This window comes from Ideonella paludis (genome assembly GCF_018069865.1).
GTDB lineage: Bacteria > Pseudomonadota > Gammaproteobacteria > Burkholderiales > Burkholderiaceae_C > Ideonella > Ideonella paludis.
Map to the genome: position 1 here is coordinate 47,844 of NZ_JAGQDG010000006.1, position 18,204 is coordinate 66,047.

Consider the following 18,204-nt stretch of genomic DNA (forward strand, 5'->3'; position numbering starts at 1 on the left):
GCGTCAGTTGATCTTGGACGCTGCCACGTGCTTGAGCAGCTCGGTGACGGACACATGCATCACATCCGTGAAGGGCTTGGGATACAGGCCCATGGCCAACACAGCCACAGCCAGGATGCCCAACATCACGAACTCACGCGAGTTCAAATCGGTCAGCTCGCGGACGTTGTCGTTCGCCACATCACCAAAGTAAACGCGCTTGACCATCCACAGGGTGTAGGCCGCGCCAAAAATCAGCGCCGTGGCCGCCAAGGCGCCAATCCAGAAGTTGTACTGCACGGCGCCCAAGATCACCATCCACTCGCCGATGAAGCCTGCCGTGCCTGGCAGACCGGCATTGGCCATGGAGAACAGCACCGCAAAGCCCACGAACTTAGGCATGGTGTTGACCACGCCGCCATAGGCTGCGATCTCTCGAGAGTGAACGCGGTCGTAGAGCACGCCGATGCACAAGAACATGGCGCCCGAGACAAACCCGTGCGAAATCATCTGCACGATGCCGCCCGCCATGCCCAACTCATTGAAGAGGAAGAAGCCCAGAGTCACGAAGCCCATGTGTGCAATCGATGAATAGGCGACCAGCTTCTTCATGTCTTGCTGAACCATGGCCACCAAGCCGATGTAGATCACGGCAATCAGGGACAGCGTAATGATGAGCCATGCGTACTCATGAGCCGCATCCGGGGCGATGGGCATGGAGAAACGCAGGAAACCATAAGCGCCCAGCTTCAGCATGATGGCGGCCAGCACCACCGAGCCGCCAGTAGGCGCCTCGACGTGGGCGTCCGGCAACCAGGTGTGCACTGGCCACATCGGCACCTTGACCGAGAAGGCTGCAAAGAAGGCAAAGAACAGCAAGGTCTGCGCCGACATGGGCAGCGGCATCTTGTGCCAAGTCTGGATGTCAAAGCTGCCACCAGCCTTGAAATACAGATAGGTCAAGGCAATGAGCATCAAGAGCGAGCCCAGCAGCGTATACAGGAAGAACTTGAAGGCCGCATAGACCCGACGCGGACCGCCCCAAATCCCGATGATGATGTACATCGGGATCAAGGTCGCTTCAAAGAAGACGTAGAACAGCAGACCATCGGCGGCAGCAAAGACGCCAATCATCAAGCCCGACAGGATCAGGAACGCACCCAGGTACTGGTGGGCACGGTCGGTGATGACTTCCCAGGCTGCGATCACCACAATGATGGTGATGAAGGCCGTCAGCAGCACAAACCACACCGAGATGCCGTCCACACCCAGGTGGTAGTTGACTTTGAAGGACTCAATCCAGGGCAGTTTCTCGACGAACTGCAAACTGGCTGATGCAGTGTCAAAGCCCGTGATCAGGGGCAAGGTGACCAAGAAGGACACCACGGCGCCCACCAAGGCCATCCAGCGGGCGGAATCGGCACGCTCGTCGCGACCGAAAGCCAGCAAGACGGTGCCGAATGCAATCGGCAACCAAATGGCAACACTCAAATAACCCATTCTTTTTCTCCGCCTGTCCGATCAATGGCCCATCAGGCTCGAAAGAAATGGCCACAACTGCCAGGTCATCAAACCGAAGATACCCAGCACCATCACGAGCGCATACAGCGACAAATAACCTGTCTGGAATGTTCTGACCACGCCAGCCAAGGCCCCAACACCTTGCGCTGAGCCATTGACCACAGCGCCGTCAATCAAGGCCATGTCGCCGCCCTTCCAGAGGCCAACACCCAGCTTGCGGGCACCAGCGGCCAACACATTCTCATTGAACCAGTCCATGTAGTACTTGTTCTCCAAGATGCGAACCACGGGCGACAAGGCGCGTCCGATAGCCGCAGGAATGGCCGGGTTGACCATGTAGAAGTAGTAGGACACCGCCACACCAGCCACCGCCAACCAGAAGGGCAAGGTGGACACCGCGTGCAGGGCCATCGCCGTTGCGCCGTGGAAATGCCCGGCAATGACCGACATGGCAGGATGAGCGGCCGCGTTGACCACGATGGCATCCTTCAGGAAGTCACCGTAGAGCATGGGCTGGATCGTCAGGTAGCCGATCAGCACAGAGGGAATAGCCAACAACACCAGAGGCGCGGTCACCACCCACGGCGATTCATGCGGCGCATGGTGCTCGCCATGATCGTCGTGATGATCGTGCTCACCAGGGAAGGGCTTGTGATGGAAGTGCTCCTTGCCGTGGAAGACCAGGAAGTACATCCGGAAGCTGTAGAAGGCCGTCACAAAGACACCCGCTACGACGGCGAAGTACGCAAACCCAGCAGCCGGCAAGGTGCTGGCATGCACCGCTTCGATGATGGAGTCCTTCGAATAAAAGCCCGCGAAGAACGGCGTGCCGATCAAGGCCAGCGAGCCCAGCAAGGACGTGATCCAGGTGATGGGCATGTACTTGCGCAGCCCACCCATGTTGCGGATGTCCTGATCATGGTGCATACCGATGATGACCGAGCCGGCCGCCAAGAACAGCAAAGCCTTGAAGAACGCGTGCGTCATCAGGTGGAAAACGGCCACGTTGTAGGCAGAAACACCCAGGGCCACCGTCATGTAACCCAGCTGCGACAGCGTCGAGTAGGCCACCACGCGCTTGATGTCGTTCTGGATGATGCCCAGGAAGCCCATGAACAAGGCCGTGATAGAGCCAATCACCAGCACAAAGTTGAGTGCCGTATCGCTCAGCTCAAACAGCGGCGACATGCGAGTCACCATGAAGATACCCGCTGTCACCATGGTCGCAGCGTGAATCAGCGCAGAGATAGGTGTTGGGCCTTCCATCGAGTCAGGCAGCCAGACATGCAGGGGGAACTGCGCCGACTTGCCCATCGCGCCGATGAACAAGCAGATGCACGTCACGCTCAACAGCGCCCAGTCAGTGCCAGGGAAACCCAACTTGGCCAGATCGCCCGCCTTGGCAAAGACTTCGGTGTAGTTCAGCGAGCCGGTGTAGGCCAAAACCAGACCAATGCCCAAGATGAAGCCGAAGTCACCCACACGGTTGACCAGGAAAGCCTTCATGTTGGCGAAGATGGCCGTGGGCTTCTTGAACCAGAAGCCGATCAGCAGGTAGGACACCAAACCCACAGCTTCCCAACCGAAGAAGAGCTGGAGGAAGTTGTTGCTCATCACGAGCATCAACATCGAGAAGGTGAACAAAGAGATGTAGCTGAAGAAGCGGTGATAGCCCGGATCTTCTTCCATGTAGCCGATGGTGTAGATGTGCACCATCAGCGACACGAAGGTGACCACGCACATCATCATCGCCGTCAGGCCGTCGACCATGAAGCCGACTTCCATCTTCAAGGGGCCAAGCGTCATCCACTCATAGACAGTGGCATTGAAGCGAGCGCCGTCCACGGCCACATCTTTCAGCACCATGGCTGAAATGATGAAGGCGATCAGCACACCCAGGATGGTGACGACGTGCGAAGCGCGCCGTCCGATGACTTTGCCAAAGAGACCGGCAACGATGGAGCCCGCGAGAGGCGCCAAGGGGACAGTCAGCAGCAGGGATTGGGAGAGTTGGGTAGACATTTCTCTGGGGCTCCGTGCGGGGTTACCCCTTCAGCGTGTCGAGCTCGTCCACCGCAATGGTGGAGCGATTCCGGAACAGCACGACCAAGATGGCCAAGCCGATGGCTGACTCAGCAGCCGCCACGGTCAGAATGAAAAAGACGAAAACTTGCCCAGCCATATCGCCCAGATAGTGCGAGAAGGCCACGAAATTCATATTCACCGCCAGCAGCATCAGCTCGATGGCCATCAGCAGCACGATCAGGTTGCGGCGGTTCATGAAAATGCCCACCACCGACAAGGCGAACAAGAAGCCGCCCAGGGTCAGGAAGTGATACAGCGAGACGCCCGTGCTCATGCCTGGCCTCCTTCTTGTTTCTGTGCCTCGGAGGGCTGGTCCACCACAGCCGCCATCTTGACGACGCGCAGGCGGTCCGCCGCTTTGACGCGCACCTGCTCAGACGGGTTCTGATACCGGCTGTCCTTGCGCTTGCGCAGTGTCAGGGCAATGGCAGCGACCATGGCCACCAACAGCAGCACTGCGGCCACCTGCAGCGGATAGAGATACTGCGTGTAGATCTCAACCCCCAAAGCGCGGGTGTTGCCCAGCTTGAGGACCGCAGGGTCCATGGCATCTGCGACCGGCAGATTGAAGCCCTGCTTCATGACCAAGGCCATCTCCAGCGCGATCAGCACGCCGATAAAGGCTGCCAACGGGAAGTGTGTCCAAAAGCCTTCACGCATGCTGTCCGTGTTGATGTCCAGCATCATCACGACAAACAAGAAGAGCACCATCACGGCGCCGACATAGACCAGCACCAAGGTGATGGCCAAGAACTCGGCCTTCAACAGCATCCACACACAAGATGCGTTGAAGAAGGCCAGCACCAAGAACAATGCGGCATGCACGGTGCTACGCGCCGTAATCACTCTGAAGGCTGAAAACAACAGCACACCAGAGAACAGGTAGAACAAAGCGGAGATGGTCGTCATAGGTAAAACGCGCCGATAAGTTGCTGCGCCTAGGTCAGCGGGCTACAAAGCCCGCAACGCCCGGCTTAGCGGTACTTGGCGTCAGCCTCCTTGTTGGCTGCGATGTCCTTCTCGTAGCGGTCACCCACTGCGAGCAGCATCTCCTTGGTGAAATAGAGGTCGCCACGCTTTTCGCCGTGGTATTCGAAGATGTGCGTCTCGACGATCGAGTCCACTGGGCAGCTCTCTTCGCAGAAACCGCAGAAGATGCACTTGGTCAGGTCGATGTCATAGCGCGTGGTACGGCGCGAACCGTCATCCCGCTGGCCGGCTTCGATGGTGATGGCCATGGCCGGGCAAACGGCTTCGCAGAGCTTGCAGGCAATGCAGCGCTCTTCACCGTTTTCATAGCGGCGCAGCGCATGCAGCCCCCGGAATCGCGGCGACAGCGGCGTCTTTTCTTCGGGGAACTGCACCGTGATGTTGCGGGACAGGAAATGTCGTCCTGTGAGGGCCAGGCCTTTCCAAAGCTCTAGGAGCAGGAAGCTGGAGAACAGGTCTTTGAGGGGAGTAGCAGCAGACATGGATGGGCGCCTTGCCTTACTTCCAAATGTTGAACGGTGACTGGATCCACAGGCCGACAACGACCAGCCAAACCAGGGTCACGGGAATGAAGATCTTCCAGCCCAGACGCATGATCTGGTCATAACGGTAGCGCGGGAATGAGGCGCGGACCCAGAGGAACATGGTGACTACGACGAAGGTCTTGAGTCCGAGCCAGATCCAGCCAGGGATCCAATTGAAGACCGCCGAATCGATAGGAGGCAACCAGCCGCCCAAGAAGAACAACACGGTCAGCATGGACACCAAAATCATGTTGGCGTATTCGGCCAAGAAGAACATGGCAAAGGACATGCCCGAATACTCAATCATGTGGCCGGCCACAATTTCAGACTCACCTTCCACCACGTCAAAGGGGTGACGGTTGGTTTCAGCCAAGCCAGAGATGAAGTAGACGACAAAGATAGGCAACAGAGGCAGCCAGTTCCAGGACAGGAAGTTCAAGCCCATGTCAGCAAACTGGCCCTTGTCCTGCTGCATCACTACATCGATGAGGTTCAGACTGCCCGAAACCATCAGCACGATGACCAGGGCGAAACCCATGGCGATCTCATAGGAGACCATTTGGGCAGAGGCCCGAAGTGCACCCAAGAACGCGTACTTGGAGTTCGAGGCCCAACCGGCAATGATCACACCATAAACCTCCAAGGAGGTGATGGCCATCAGGAACAGCAAGCCCGCATTGACGTTAGCCAGGACCACATCCGGCCCGAAGGGGATGACCGCCCATGCCGCGAGTGCCGGCATGATGGTCATGATGGGGCCGAGGAAGAACAGGCCCTTGTTGGCCGCCGTCGGGCGAATGATTTCCTTGAAGATCAGCTTGACCGCGTCGGCGATCGGCGTCAACAGACCTTTGGGACCGACTCGGTTAGGACCGGGGCGGACCTGCGACCAGGCAATCGCCTTACGCTCCCAGAGCGTCAGATAAGCCACGCAGCCCATCAAGGGCGCGACCACGGCAACGATCTTGATCAGCGACCACACGACGGCCCACAGTGTGGGCCCCATGGTCGAGAGACCGAGTTGATAGAGTTGTTCGATCATGTGTGTTCCCGTCTCGTCTCTCAGGCCGCAGCGACCTTGCTCACCGAGATCTCACCAAACATCGCGCCCAGGGCCGCGGTGTCGGGGTGGCCTGCAGGTACTCGAATGGTGTTGGCCGCCAAGCTGCTGTCCAACACGGCGGGCAAGACCACACTGGCCGAGCCCTGGCTGACGAGCACTCGGGCGCCTTCGGTCAAACCCAAGGCCGCCCAGACAGCCTGCGGCAAACTGGCCTTGGGAGCGCGTGCATCCGCCGTGCGCTGCAGGGCGTCAGCGCGGCGCACCAGCGCATCCGTGCTGTAAATGGGCACGTCAGCCACACGCTGCAGTGCGCCGGCGGCCACAGGCACGCCACCGGCCTTGATCTCGTTGCTCAGTTTTCCGGGCAGGCTGTTGACGTCGCCGAGAGCCTCCGCGCGGACTTCTTCCACCGACTCTTGCTCAAAGCCTTGCAGGCCGAGCAAGTTGCCCAGCACCCGCAAGACCTTCCAGGCGGGACGGGAATCGCCCAGCGCCTTCACGACGCCGTGGAAACTCTGCAAACGGCCTTCGGCATTCACATAGCTGCCTGCAGTCTCGGTGAACGGTGCAATGGGCAGCAAGACGTCGGCGTTGTCGACAGCAGCATCACGGAAGGAGGTCAAAGCAACCACCAAGCCAGTGCCCTTGAGCGCCGCTGTGGCTGCAGCAGCATTGCCTGCGTCCAGAGCCGGCTCAACATTCAGCAAGAGCAAAGCCTTCATGGGTTGGCTCAGCATTTGGCCCGCGTTCAGGCCGGCCTCACGGGGCTGAGCGCCCACCAATTGCGCGCCCACAGCGTTCGCAGCGGCGCCGAAAACACCAACCTTGGCACCCGTCTGCTGGCCAATCCAGTTGGCCAGTGCCAGCAAGGCCGAGGCTTGGGGGTGCTGCTGGGCTGCGTTGCCCAGGAGGATGGCCGACTGTTGGCCCGACATCAAAGCGTCTGCGACAGCCTGCGCGGCCGCGTCAGCCTGCCCGGACACCGGAGAGGCCGCACCCTTGGCTGAAGCCACAGCCGCGGCCACGTTCGCCAAGGTTTGCAGCCATTCGCTGGGCGCGGCGGTCAGGCGACCTGCCAAGCTCATGGCCCAATCGTCATGCACGGCGTTCAAGCTGAACACTTGCGCGCCACGGCGAGTGGCCTGGCGCAGACGCTGTGCGAACAGCGGGTGGTCTTTGCGCAGGAAGGAGCCCACGACCAAGGCACGGTCCAAGGTAGACAGCTCGGCAATAGGCATGCCCAGCCACTGAGCGCCCTGTCCCAACGTGAAGTCGGCATGACGCAGACGGTGGTCGATGTTGTCGCTGCCCAAACCGCGGACCAGCTTCGCAAGCAGGTGGAGCTCTTCCACGGTGCTGTGCGCGGTGCCCAATGCGCCGATACCTTGCGCACCGAACTCACCCTTGACGCGCTTCAGGCCATCGGCGACATAGCCCAGCGCCGTGTTCCAGTCGACGGTGATCCACTCGCCGCCTTGCTTGATCATGGGGGCAGTCAGACGCTGAGCGCTGTTGAGCGCTTCGTAGCTGAAACGGTCACGGTCAGCAATCCAGCATTCATTGACCGCTTCGTTTTCCAGCGGCACCACGCGCATGACCTGATGGTTCTTGACCTGAACAATCAGGTTGGCCCCTGTGGAGTCATGAGGGCTGACGCTCTTGCGACGCGACAGCTCCCAAGTGCGCGCGTTGTAGCGGAAGGGCTTGCTGGTCAGCGCCCCGACCGGGCACAGATCGATCATGTTGCCCGACAGCTCAGAGTCAATGGTCTGGCCGACGAAGGTGGTGATCTCGGAGTGCTCGCCGCGATGCTGCATGCCGAGCTCCATCACGCCAGCCATTTCTTGGCCGAAGCGGACGCAGCGGGTGCAGTGGATACAGCGGCTCATCTCTTCCATGCTGATGAGCGGACCCACGTTCTTGTGGAACACCACGCGCTTCTCTTCTTCGTAGCGTGAGGCTGTGCCGCCGTAGCCCACGGCCAAGTCTTGCAACTGGCACTCGCCGCCTTGGTCGCAGATCGGGCAATCCAGGGGGTGGTTGATCAGCAGAAATTCCATGACCGACTTCTGGGCCTTGAGGGCCTTGTCGGACTTGGTGCGCACGATCATGCCTTGTGTCACGGGCGTGGCACAGGCCGGCATGGGCTTGGGGGCCTTTTCCACATCGACCAAGCACATGCGACAGTTGGCGGCGATGGAAAGCTTTTTGTGATAGCAGAAGTGAGGGATATAGGTGCCTGCGGCATCTGCAGCATGCATCACCATGCTGCCCACAGGGACCGAGACCTTCTTGCCGTCGAGTTCGATTTCAACCATGTTCTTCGTGTCCGCGTTTTAGACGTAGGCAGGGACCACGCAGGTCTTGTGCTCGACGTGATGGACAAATTCGTCGCGGAAGTGCTTGAGCATGCCGCGCACTGGCATGGCCGCCGCATCACCCAGGGCGCAGATGGTGCGGCCCATGATGTTCTCGGCGACGTTGTCCAGCAAGGCCAAATCTTCCATGCGGCCTTCACCGTGTTCGATGCGGCTGACCAGGCGGTGCAGCCAGCCTGTGCCCTCGCGGCACGGTGTGCATTGACCGCAGGATTCGTGGGCATAGAAGTAAGACAAACGCAGCAGGCTCTTGACCATGCAACGCGTCTCATCCATGACGATGACTGCGCCTGAACCCAGCATGGAGCCGGCCTTGGCGATGGAGTCATAGTCCATGGTGCAGTCCATCATCACGGACGCAGGCAACACCGGTGCCGACGAGCCCCCAGGAATGACGGCCTTCAGCTTCTTGCCGCCTTTGACACCACCGGCCAACTCCAACAGTTTGGAGAACGGCGTGCCCATCGGAATCTCGTAGTTGCCGGGACGTTCCACGTCGCCCACCATCGAGAAAATCTTGGTGCCGCCGTTGTTAGGCTTGCCGCACTCCAGATAGGCTTGGCCGCCGTTGCGGATGATCCAAGGCACGGCTGCAAAGGTTTCGGTGTTATTGATGGTCGTCGGCCGGCCATACAAACCAAAGCTCGCAGGGAACGGCGGCTTGAAGCGAGGTTGCCCCTTCTTGCCTTCCAGCGACTCCAGCAAGGCCGTTTCTTCACCGCAGATGTAAGCGCCAAAACCATGATGAGCATGGAGTTGGAAGCTGAAGCTGCTGCCCAGGATGTTGTTGCCCAACAAGCCTGCGGCGCGGGCTTCTTCCAAGGCTGCTTCAAAGCGCTCGTAAGTGCCGAAGATCTCGCCGTGGATGTAGTTGTAGCCCACTGTGATGCCCATCGCGAAAGCCGCAATGGCCATGCCTTCGATCACGCTGTGCGGGTTGTACTGAAGGATGTCGCGGTCTTTGCAGGTGCCCGGCTCGCCTTCGTCCGAATTACAGACGAGGTATTTCTGCCCTGGGAAGGCGCGGGGCATGAAGCTCCACTTCAGGCCTGTCGGGAAACCAGCGCCGCCGCGGCCACGCAAGCCCGAGGCCTTCACTTCCGCAATCACCTGGTCTTGCGTCATCGGCTCAGTGCCATCGACGCCCAAGATTTTGCGCAGCGCTTGGTAGCCACCACGCGCTTGGTAATCCGCCAGATGCCAATTGCTGCCGTTCAGGTCTGCGTAGATCTGGGCACCGATGTGACGACCATGGAAACAAGTGTGATCGCCGGTACTCTGGAAACGTGAGAGATCGAGGGTCATGCTCAGACCGCCTTTCCAGATTCAGAGGCCTTGATCAAGTCGACCATTTCGTCGAGCTTGTCGTTGCTCATGTAGCTCAGCATTTGGCGGTCATTGACCAGCATCACGGGTGCATCGGCACAAGCGCCTAAACATTCGCACTTGGCCACGGTAAACAGGCCGTCGGCGGTGGTGCCACCGTCCTCGACACCGAGCTTCTTGCAGAGATGCTCCAGCGCCTGTTGGCCGTTGCGCAGCTGGCAAGGCAGGTTTGTGCACACGTTCAACTTGTACTTACCCACCGGGTGCTGGTTGTACATGTTGTAGAAGGTGGTGACTTCGTGCACGGCCATCGCTGGCATACCCAAGTACTCAGCGATTTGAGCTTCGGCGTCCGTCGACACCCAACCCTGTTCCTGCTGAACAATGGACAAGCAGGCCATCACAGCGGATTGCGCCTGCTCTTTCGGGTACTTGGCAACCTCTTTGGCAAATCGGGCCAAGGTCGCGTCACTCAGCTTCACAGCGGTGGTTTGAGCTGCAGTCATCGATCAATCTCACCAAACACAATGTCCATGGTCCCGATGACTGCCACGGCGTCGGCAATCATGTGGCCACGGGCCATTTCATCCAGAGCGGCCAAATGGGCGAAGCCTGGGGCGCGGATCTTCAAGCGATAAGGCTTGTTGGCGCCATCGCTCATCAGGTAGATACCAAACTCACCTTTGGGGTGCTCGACGGCGGCATACGCCTCGCCTTCGGGCACGTGGAAGCCTTCGGAAAAGAGCTTGAAGTGATGGATCAGCTCTTCCATCGAGGTCTTCATCTGCACGCGCGACGGCGGAGCGACCTTGTGGTTGTCGGTGATCACGGGGCCGGGGTTCTTGCGCAACCAATCCACGCATTGCTTGATGATGCGGTTGGACTGGCGCATCTCTTCCACGCGAACCAAGTAGCGGTCATAGGTATCGCCACCCACGCCTACCGGCACGTCGAAGTCCATCTTCGCGTACACATCGTAAGGCTGGGTCTTGCGCAGATCCCATTCCACCCCAGAGCCGCGCAACATCGCACCGGTGAAGCCGAGGTTCAGTGCACGCTCAGGCGACACCACGCCAATGCCGACCGTACGCTGCTTCCAGATGCGGTTGTCGGTCAGCAGGGTTTCGTATTCATCGACCAGCTTGGGGAAGCGATTGGTGAAGTCTTCGATGAAGTCCAACAACGAGCCTTGGCGGTTCTCGTTGAGCTGCTTGATCGCGCGCTCATTCTTGATGCGGCTGACCTTGTACTGCGGCATGCTGTCCGGCAGGTCGCGATAGACACCACCTGGGCGGAAGTAGGCCGCATGCATCCGCGCACCCGACACCGCTTCGTACATATCAAAGAGGTCTTCGCGCTCGCGGAAGCAATAGATACAGATATTCATCGCGCCGCAGTCCAGGCCATGACAGCCCAGCCACAGCAAGTGATTCAGCAGACGCGTGATTTCCGAGAACATCACGCGGATGTACTGCGCACGCTCCGGGACTTCGATGCCCAACAGCTTTTCGATGGCCAAGCAATAGGCATGCTCGTTGCACATCATCGAGACGTAATCCAGACGGTCCATGTAGGGCAAGGACTGGATGTAGGTCTTCTGCTCGGCGAGTTTTTCGGTGGCGCGATGCAGCAAGCCGATGTGCGGGTCGGCGCGTTGGATCACTTCACCGTCCAACTCCAGCACCAAACGCAGCACACCGTGGGCTGCCGGGTGCTGAGGACCGAAGTTCAGCGTGTAGTTCTTAATTTCTGCCATGGCTGATAACCTTTAGTGCAGGCCGCCGTAGTTGTCTTCACGGATGACACGCGGGGTGATCTCGCGCGGCTCAATGGACACAGGCTGATAGACCACGCGGCGCTGTTCCGCGTCGTAGCGCATTTCGACATGGCCCGACACCGGGAAGTCCTTGCGCATGGGGTGACCGATAAAGCCATAGTCCGTCAAGATGCGGCGCAAGTCCTGATGGCCTTCAAAAATGATGCCGTAGAAGTCAAAGGCTTCGCGCTCGAACCAGTTGGCGGAATTCCAAATCGGCGTCACGGCAGGCACCACAGGCAGGTCGTCGTTTGGTGCGAACACCTTGAGACGAACGCGCCAGTTCAAGCTCACTGATAGCAAGTGGGAGACCACGCAAAAACGCAGGCCGTCCCACGGTTGATCTTTGTAGCTGGACATGTCCAAGCCGCACAAATCAATCAGTTGTTCAAACTTCAGCTTTGGGTGATCGCGCAGCGTGGTGGCCACATCGATCAGATCAGCAGCCGCCACCGTGATGGTGATCTCGCCGCGCTCGCGCTTGAAATCTCGAATGCGTTCCCCCAGAACCTCGTGCAAGGCCGCCTGGAGTTGGTCAAGTCGTTGGGTCATGAATCTGTTGCCTCAGCGAGCGATGGTGTTTTCGCGCCGGATCTTGGCTTGCAGCTGCAAGATGCCGTAGAGCAAGGCCTCCGCCGTCGGGGGGCAGCCAGGCACATACACGTCCACAGGGACGATGCGATCACAGCCACGAACCACAGAGTAGCTGTAGTGGTAGTAGCCACCACCGTTGGCGCACGACCCCATGGACATCACCCAGCGAGGCTCCGCCATCTGGTCATACACCTTCCGCAGCGCGGGGGCCATCTTGTTGCACAAGGTGCCCGCCACGATCATCAAGTCAGATTGACGAGGGCTGGGGCGAAACAACATGCCAAAGCGGTCAATGTCATATCGCGCCGCGCCGGCATGGATCATCTCCACCGCGCAGCAGGCCAAACCAAAGGTCATAGGCCACAGAGAGCCCGTCTTTGACCAATTGATGAGGGTGTCGACCGAAGTCGTGACAAAACCCTCTTTCAGAACGCCTTCAATACCCATTGCGTATGCCTTCTTTCCTGATGCGCCCAATTCAGCGCGGGACTCGAAAAGCTGATGCCAGGTGACATCCACTCAGACTTTGGAGCCATCACTCCCAGTCCAGTGCGCCCTTCTTCCACTCGTAGGCAAAGCCCACCACCAGAATGGCCAAGAAAACCATCATCGCCCAGAAACCTGACGCCCCGATGTCTTTGAGCGAAACCGCCCAAGGAAACAGGAAAGCAATTTCCAAGTCGAAGAGGATGAACAGAATGGCGACGAGGTAGTAGCGCACATCGAATTTCATGCGCGCGTCTTCAAAGGCCTCGAAGCCGCATTCGTAGGGGGAGTTTTTGGCAGCATCAGGGCGATTGGGCCCCATCAAGAAACCCAAGACCTGAGGCACGACGCCGACACCGACACCGACCAAAATGAAGAGGATCACGGGGAGATAGGCTTGCAGATCCATGGTCAGTGTTCCAGCGATGATCAAAACTCATCCGGCCATAAAAAAAGCGCGCCATTCATAGCCCACTGCTGTGAACCACTGACTTAGCGCGCCCCCTTCGCATCCCTCATGTCTCAGGGCGCTCAGCAAGATGCCGGATAAAGATCTTGCTGATATTGACTGGTGCCGACGGCGAGACTCGAACTCGCACAGCTTTCGCCACTACCCCCTCAAGATAGCGTGTCTACCAATTTCACCACGTCGGCTAAACAGGCCTTGCGCAAACCCAATGGGCTATGGCTCGGTCCGTTAAGCTACTCTCGCTTGCTTGAGGATTTGCTTGCTGAGTAGCCTCAAATTCTAGCCTGAAAAATCACCTTTTCCAGGGTTTCTGTGTAGGAATGTCATCAGCGCGCTGCGCTTGCCGCCGAGGCGCCAGACTCCAAGGCCGGAGCGGGTGCTGCCGAAGGGATCTGCGGCACTGCAGACGCTGCTGGAGCGGCAGGGATGGCACGCTCCAAAACGCTGCCACTGTCAGCCGGGCTGGTGTTGGCTTTGTTGGACAACAGCGCCAAGCCCAATGTGGAGGCGAAAAAGATGGCGGCGCACACGGCTGTGAAGCGCGACAAGAAGTTGGCGCTGCCTGTCGCGCCAAAAAGACTGCCCGAGGCACCGCTGCCGAAGGACGCGCCCATGTCCGCACCCTTGCCGTGCTGAACCAACACCAAACCAATCATGGCAATGGCGGCCAACATCTGGACCACCACCAAGAGACTTGACCAAACTTGCATAGCTTAAAACTCCACTAAATCAGTATTCGCTTATTTGGCGGCGCGGCAGATCGCCACAAAGTCAGCCGCCTTCAAAGCCGCTCCGCCAATCAGGCCGCCATCAATGTCTTTTTGCCCAAACAAGCTGGCTGCGTTATCTGGCTTCACACTGCCGCCGTACAACAGCACCATGGACTCCGCCTTCGGCGTCGCCGCTTGCAATTGAGCCCGCAACAAGGCGTGCACCGCTTGCGCCTGCTCGGGCGTGGCGGTGCGGCCCGTGCCGATGGCCCAAACAGGCTCATACGCCACGATCATTTCGCCCACACAATGGCCCAAGGTGTGAATCACGGCGGACAGTTGCCGCTTCACCACCGCATCGGTCTCACCGGCCTCCCGCTGAGCCAGGGTTTCACCCACGCAGACGATGGGCGTGACACCCCGCGCGAGCGCTGCCTTGGCTTTGTCGGCCACCAACTGATCGCTCTCCGCGTGATAACCGCGGCGCTCCGAATGGCCGACGATCACATAGCGGCAGCCAAACTCGGCCAACATGCCCACCGACACTTCGCCGGTGTAGGCCCCTTGCTCGTGCGCGGAACAATCCTGCGCCCCCCAGCGGAGGTCGCTGGTGGCCAAAGACACAGCCGTGTCCGCCAAATAGGGGTATGGGACGCATACCGCCACATCGCAATCGAAGGGTCGCGCCTGGGTGATGCCTGCCAACAACTCCGCATTCGCTGCGCGGCTGCCATGCATCTTCCAGTTCCCGACCACGAGTTTGCGTCGCATGTTTTCTTCCTCAAATCTCTGTTGTTTCACCACTGCAAAACGATCTTGCCGACGTGCTGGCTGGCTTCCATCAAGGCATGAGCATCGCAGGCCTGCGCCGCCGGAAAAGTCCGCTCAATCACGGGCTTGATGCGCCCGGCCTCGATCAGAGGCCACACCTTTTCACGCAGGGCTGCCGCAATGGACGCTTTGAAACTGACGGGCCGAGGCCGCAGCGTTGAGCCCGTGATCGTCAGACGCCGACGCAGAACTTCACCGGCGTTGAATTCTGAGCGCACGCCACCTTGAACCGCGATGATCACGAGGCGGCCATCGTCGGCCAGGCACGACACTTCGCGCCCGACATAGTCGCCCGCCACCATGTCCAGGATCACATCCGCACCGCGGCCGTCGGTCAACCGCATAACCTCTGCCGCAAAATCGGCCGTCCGGTAATTGATGGCAGCATCGGCCCCCAGCGCCACGCAGGCTTGGCATTTGTCATCCGAGCCTGCTGTCACCAGGACACGAGCGCCCCAGGCCTTGGCCAACTGAATGGCCGTCACACCGATGCCACTGGCGCCACCTTGCACCAACAAGGTTTCACCGGCCTGCAACCCACCTCTGACGAAGACGTTGGACCAGACCGTGAAGAAGGTCTCCGGCAGCGAGGCCGCCTCAACATCCGACAGGCCTCGGGGCACAGGCAGACATTGCGCAATCGGTGCCACGCACAGTTCAGCATAGCCACCGCCCGCCACCAAGGCACAAACGCGGTCCCCCACCGCCAAGCCGGCGGCGGCCATGGCCTCGGCATCGCCCGAGACCACGACGCCCGCGATCTCCAGACCCGGCAAGTCAGACGCACCGGCGGGTGGCGGATACGCGCCCTTGCGCTGCAGCACATCCGGCCGATTGACACCGGAGGCGCAGACGCGCACCAAGACTTCTCCCGCAGCCGCAACAGGATCAGGGCGCCGGCATTCCACCAGAACCTCAGGTCCACCCGGCTGAGAGATAGCAATGGCGCGCATCGGCGGTGACTCCTGGTTTACTGCTGCTGTTGCTGTTGCTGCTCGCCTTGGTCGCCAGCGGTGTCAGCATCCCGAGGAGCTTGCTCGGCACGCTCGCGACGAGGACGATCACCACGGTCGCCGCCACGGCCACCGCGATCACCGCGGTCGCCATAGTCGCGACGTGGACGCTCGCTGCGGGTCTCTTCTTCCATGCCTTCAGGACGATCCAGCAAGGCTTTCAGAGACAGCTTGATACGACCCTTCTCGTCGGTCTCCAACACCTTGACCTTGACGATCTGTCCTTCGGTCAGGAAGTCGGTGACCTTCTCAACGCGCTGGTGGGCGATCTGGCTGATGTGCAGCAGGCCGTCCTTGCCGGGCAGGATGTTGACCAAGGCACCGAAGTCCAAAATCTTGGTGACCGGGCCTTCATAGACCTTGCCGATTTCCGCTTCTGCGGTGATCTCTTCAATGCGCTTTTTGGCGTAAGCCGCCTTTTCGCCATCGGTCGAAGCGATGGTGATGGTGCCGTCTTCCTCGATGTTGATCTGCGTACCGGTTTCTTCGGTCAGCGCACGGATGGTGGCGCCACCCTTACCGATCACGTCACGGATCTTCTCCGGGTTGATCTTCATGGTGTAGAGGCGCGGGGCGAACTGCGAGACTTCCGTCTTGGATTCACCCATGGCTTCGACCATCTTGCCCAAGATGTGCATGCGGGCTTCCTTGGCCTGAGCCAGTGCCACCTGCATGATTTCCTTGGTGATGCCTTGGATCTTGATGTCCATCTGCAGTGCCGTGATACCCGACGTGGTACCGGCCACCTTGAAGTCCATGTCGCCCAAGTGATCTTCGTCGCCCAGGATGTCGGTCAGCACCGCAAAGCGATTGCCATCCTTGATCAAGCCCATGGCGATACCCGCAACGTGCGCCTTCAGGGGCACGCCAGCGTCCATCAAGGCCAGGCAGCCACCGCAGACCGAAGCCATCGAGGACGAGCCGTTCGATTCGGTGATCTCGGAGACCACTCGCATCGAGTAGGGGAAGTCTTCCTTGTTCGGCAACACGGCGACCAAAGCGCGCTTGGCCAAACGGCCGTGACCGATTTCGCGGCGCTTGGGCGAGCCCACGCGGCCGGTTTCACCGGTGGCGAACGGAGGCATGTTGTAGTGCAACATGAAGGCCTCGCTGAACTCACCCGCCAGCGCGTCAATCTTCTGCGCATCACGGTCGGTGCCCAGGGTGGCAGCGACCAAGGCCTGAGTTTCACCGCGGGTGAACAAGGCCGAGCCGTGCACACGTGGCAGCACGCTGTTGCGGATCTCGATGGCACGCACGGTGCGGGTGTCTCGGCCGTCGATGCGGGGCTCACCAGCCAGGATTTGGCTGCGCACGATGCGGGCTTCGATTTCAAACAGCAAACCGTCGACTTCCACGCCATCGAACGAGGCGCCTTCAGCCGTCAAAGCAGCTTTGACGCTGGCGTAGGCCTCGCGGCAAGCTTGCGTGCGAGCTTGCTTGGAGCGAATTTGGTAAGCCGCGCGCAGAGCGGGCTCCGCCAACGCCGTGACCTTGGCGATGAAAGGCTCGTCCTTGGCCGGCGCTTGCCAGTTCCAGGCCGGCTTGCCTGCGTCACGGACCAGCTCATGAATGGCGTTGATGGCGATCTTGCCTTGATCGTGGCCAAAGACCACTGCACCCAACATGACTTCTTCGGACAGTTGGTTGGCTTCAGACTCCACCATCAGCACAGCGGCTTCCGTACCCGCCACGACCAAGTCCATCTGAGAGTCGGCCAACTGGGTCTTGCCCGGGTTCAGCACATACTCGCCGTTGATATAGGCCACGCGGGCTGCGCCAATCGGACCATTGAAGGGGATGCCCGACACCGACAAAGCGGCGCTGGTGGCGATCATGGCGGCGATATCGGCCTGAACTTCAGGGTTCAAACTCAGCACATGCACCACGACCTGCACCTCGTTGAAGAAGCCTTCGGGGAACAGCGGGCGGATGGGACGGTCGATCAAACGGCTGGTCAGGGTTTCCAGCTCGCTGGGGCGGCCTTCGCGCTTGAAGAAGCTGCCCGGGATCTTGCCGGCGGCATAGGTCTTCTCGATGTAGTCGACCGTCAGCGGGAAGAAGTCTTGGCCAGCCTTGGCGTCAGACTTCGCGACCACGGTCGCCAGGACCACAGTGTCTTCGATATTGACCAGCACGGCGCCGGTGGATTGGCGAGCGATTTCGCCCGTTTCCATGGTGACCTGATGGGGGCCCCATTGGAAGGTCTTGGTGACTTTGTTGAACATGCTCATAGATCACTTTCGGTGAAGAAGACGCGCGGTGTCGGCGGCGTCAAAACCGGGATCAGACAGCTGCGGGCGGGATGCCATTCCAGAGGCACATCGTGTGCGATACACCTTTGGAATGACACAGCAATGCCCCGTGGCAATCTGCTCCAAAACGACAAAAGAAAAGACAAAGAGCCTGTACTGGCGAA

General features: G+C 59.6%; 17 protein-coding genes and 1 tRNA gene. All 18 read right to left on the reverse strand.

Going from position 1 to position 18,204, the window contains the following annotated elements:
* Positions 1-3: 3 nt before the first annotated feature.
* Positions 4-1,479, reverse strand: a complete 1,476-nt coding sequence (locus tag KAK11_RS15595; RefSeq protein ID WP_210810153.1) for an NADH-quinone oxidoreductase subunit M — start codon at positions 1,477-1,479, stop codon at positions 4-6.
* A 21-nt stretch (positions 1,480-1,500) separates the two neighbouring features.
* The gene (gene nuoL / locus KAK11_RS15600; protein WP_210810154.1) at positions 1,501-3,522 is read right to left on the reverse strand and encodes an NADH-quinone oxidoreductase subunit L; all 2,022 of its coding nucleotides are present in this window, start codon (positions 3,520-3,522) and stop codon (positions 1,501-1,503) included.
* A gap of 22 nt (positions 3,523-3,544) precedes the next feature.
* Positions 3,545-3,859, reverse strand: coding sequence for an NADH-quinone oxidoreductase subunit NuoK (gene nuoK / locus KAK11_RS15605; protein ID WP_210810155.1), 315 nt, complete (start codon positions 3,857-3,859; stop codon positions 3,545-3,547).
* Complete coding sequence (locus KAK11_RS15610; RefSeq protein WP_210810156.1) at positions 3,856-4,494, reverse strand: NADH-quinone oxidoreductase subunit J; 639 nt, start codon at positions 4,492-4,494, stop codon at positions 3,856-3,858. Before KAK11_RS15610 ends, nuoK begins: the two co-directional genes overlap by 4 nt.
* 65 nt (positions 4,495-4,559) lie before the next feature.
* The gene (nuoI, locus tag KAK11_RS15615) at positions 4,560-5,057 is read right to left on the reverse strand and encodes an NADH-quinone oxidoreductase subunit NuoI (RefSeq protein ID WP_210810157.1); all 498 of its coding nucleotides are present in this window, start codon (positions 5,055-5,057) and stop codon (positions 4,560-4,562) included.
* 16 nt (positions 5,058-5,073) lie between these two features.
* Positions 5,074-6,141 carry an NADH-quinone oxidoreductase subunit NuoH gene (gene nuoH / locus KAK11_RS15620; RefSeq protein ID WP_210810158.1) on the reverse strand — a complete coding sequence of 356 codons (1,068 nt, stop codon included), beginning with the start codon at positions 6,139-6,141 and terminating at the stop codon, positions 5,074-5,076.
* A 20-nt stretch (positions 6,142-6,161) separates the two neighbouring features.
* The gene (nuoG, locus tag KAK11_RS15625; RefSeq protein ID WP_210810159.1) at positions 6,162-8,480 is read right to left on the reverse strand and encodes an NADH-quinone oxidoreductase subunit NuoG; all 2,319 of its coding nucleotides are present in this window, start codon (positions 8,478-8,480) and stop codon (positions 6,162-6,164) included.
* An 18-nt stretch (positions 8,481-8,498) separates the two neighbouring features.
* Positions 8,499-9,845, reverse strand: a complete 1,347-nt coding sequence (gene nuoF / locus KAK11_RS15630) for an NADH-quinone oxidoreductase subunit NuoF (protein ID WP_210810160.1) — start codon at positions 9,843-9,845, stop codon at positions 8,499-8,501.
* Between the two features lie 2 nt (positions 9,846-9,847).
* The gene (locus KAK11_RS15635) at positions 9,848-10,372 is read right to left on the reverse strand and encodes an NADH-quinone oxidoreductase subunit NuoE family protein (protein ID WP_210810161.1); all 525 of its coding nucleotides are present in this window, start codon (positions 10,370-10,372) and stop codon (positions 9,848-9,850) included.
* Positions 10,369-11,622 (reverse strand): NADH-quinone oxidoreductase subunit D, encoded by a 1,254-nt coding sequence (locus KAK11_RS15640; protein ID WP_210810162.1) that lies wholly within the window; start codon positions 11,620-11,622, stop codon positions 10,369-10,371. The genes KAK11_RS15635 and KAK11_RS15640 overlap by 4 nt, the downstream gene beginning before the upstream one ends.
* Positions 11,623-11,634: 12 nt before the next feature.
* Positions 11,635-12,234, reverse strand: a complete 600-nt coding sequence (locus KAK11_RS15645; protein ID WP_210810163.1) for an NADH-quinone oxidoreductase subunit C — start codon at positions 12,232-12,234, stop codon at positions 11,635-11,637.
* 12 nt (positions 12,235-12,246) lie between these two features.
* A complete protein-coding gene (locus tag KAK11_RS15650; protein ID WP_210810164.1) occupies positions 12,247-12,723 on the reverse strand; it encodes a NuoB/complex I 20 kDa subunit family protein in 477 nt (158 codons plus the stop codon).
* Positions 12,724-12,811: 88 nt separating this feature from the next.
* On the reverse strand, positions 12,812-13,171 hold the full coding sequence (locus KAK11_RS15655; protein WP_210810165.1) for an NADH-quinone oxidoreductase subunit A: 360 nt from the start codon (positions 13,169-13,171) through the stop codon (positions 12,812-12,814).
* Positions 13,172-13,331: 160 nt separating this feature from the next.
* A tRNA-Leu gene (locus tag KAK11_RS15660) sits at positions 13,332-13,416 on the reverse strand.
* Positions 13,417-13,557: 141 nt separating this feature from the next.
* Positions 13,558-13,941 (reverse strand): preprotein translocase subunit SecG, encoded by a 384-nt coding sequence (secG, locus tag KAK11_RS15665; RefSeq protein WP_210810166.1) that lies wholly within the window; start codon positions 13,939-13,941, stop codon positions 13,558-13,560.
* A 30-nt stretch (positions 13,942-13,971) separates the two neighbouring features.
* Positions 13,972-14,712 (reverse strand): triose-phosphate isomerase, encoded by a 741-nt coding sequence (gene tpiA, locus KAK11_RS15670; protein WP_210810167.1) that lies wholly within the window; start codon positions 14,710-14,712, stop codon positions 13,972-13,974.
* 26 nt (positions 14,713-14,738) lie between these two features.
* On the reverse strand, positions 14,739-15,725 hold the full coding sequence (locus KAK11_RS15675) for an NAD(P)H-quinone oxidoreductase (RefSeq protein WP_210810168.1): 987 nt from the start codon (positions 15,723-15,725) through the stop codon (positions 14,739-14,741).
* Positions 15,726-15,742: 17 nt separating this feature from the next.
* Complete coding sequence (gene pnp / locus KAK11_RS15680) at positions 15,743-18,019, reverse strand: polyribonucleotide nucleotidyltransferase (RefSeq protein ID WP_210810169.1); 2,277 nt, start codon at positions 18,017-18,019, stop codon at positions 15,743-15,745.
* Positions 18,020-18,204 lie beyond the last annotated feature (185 nt).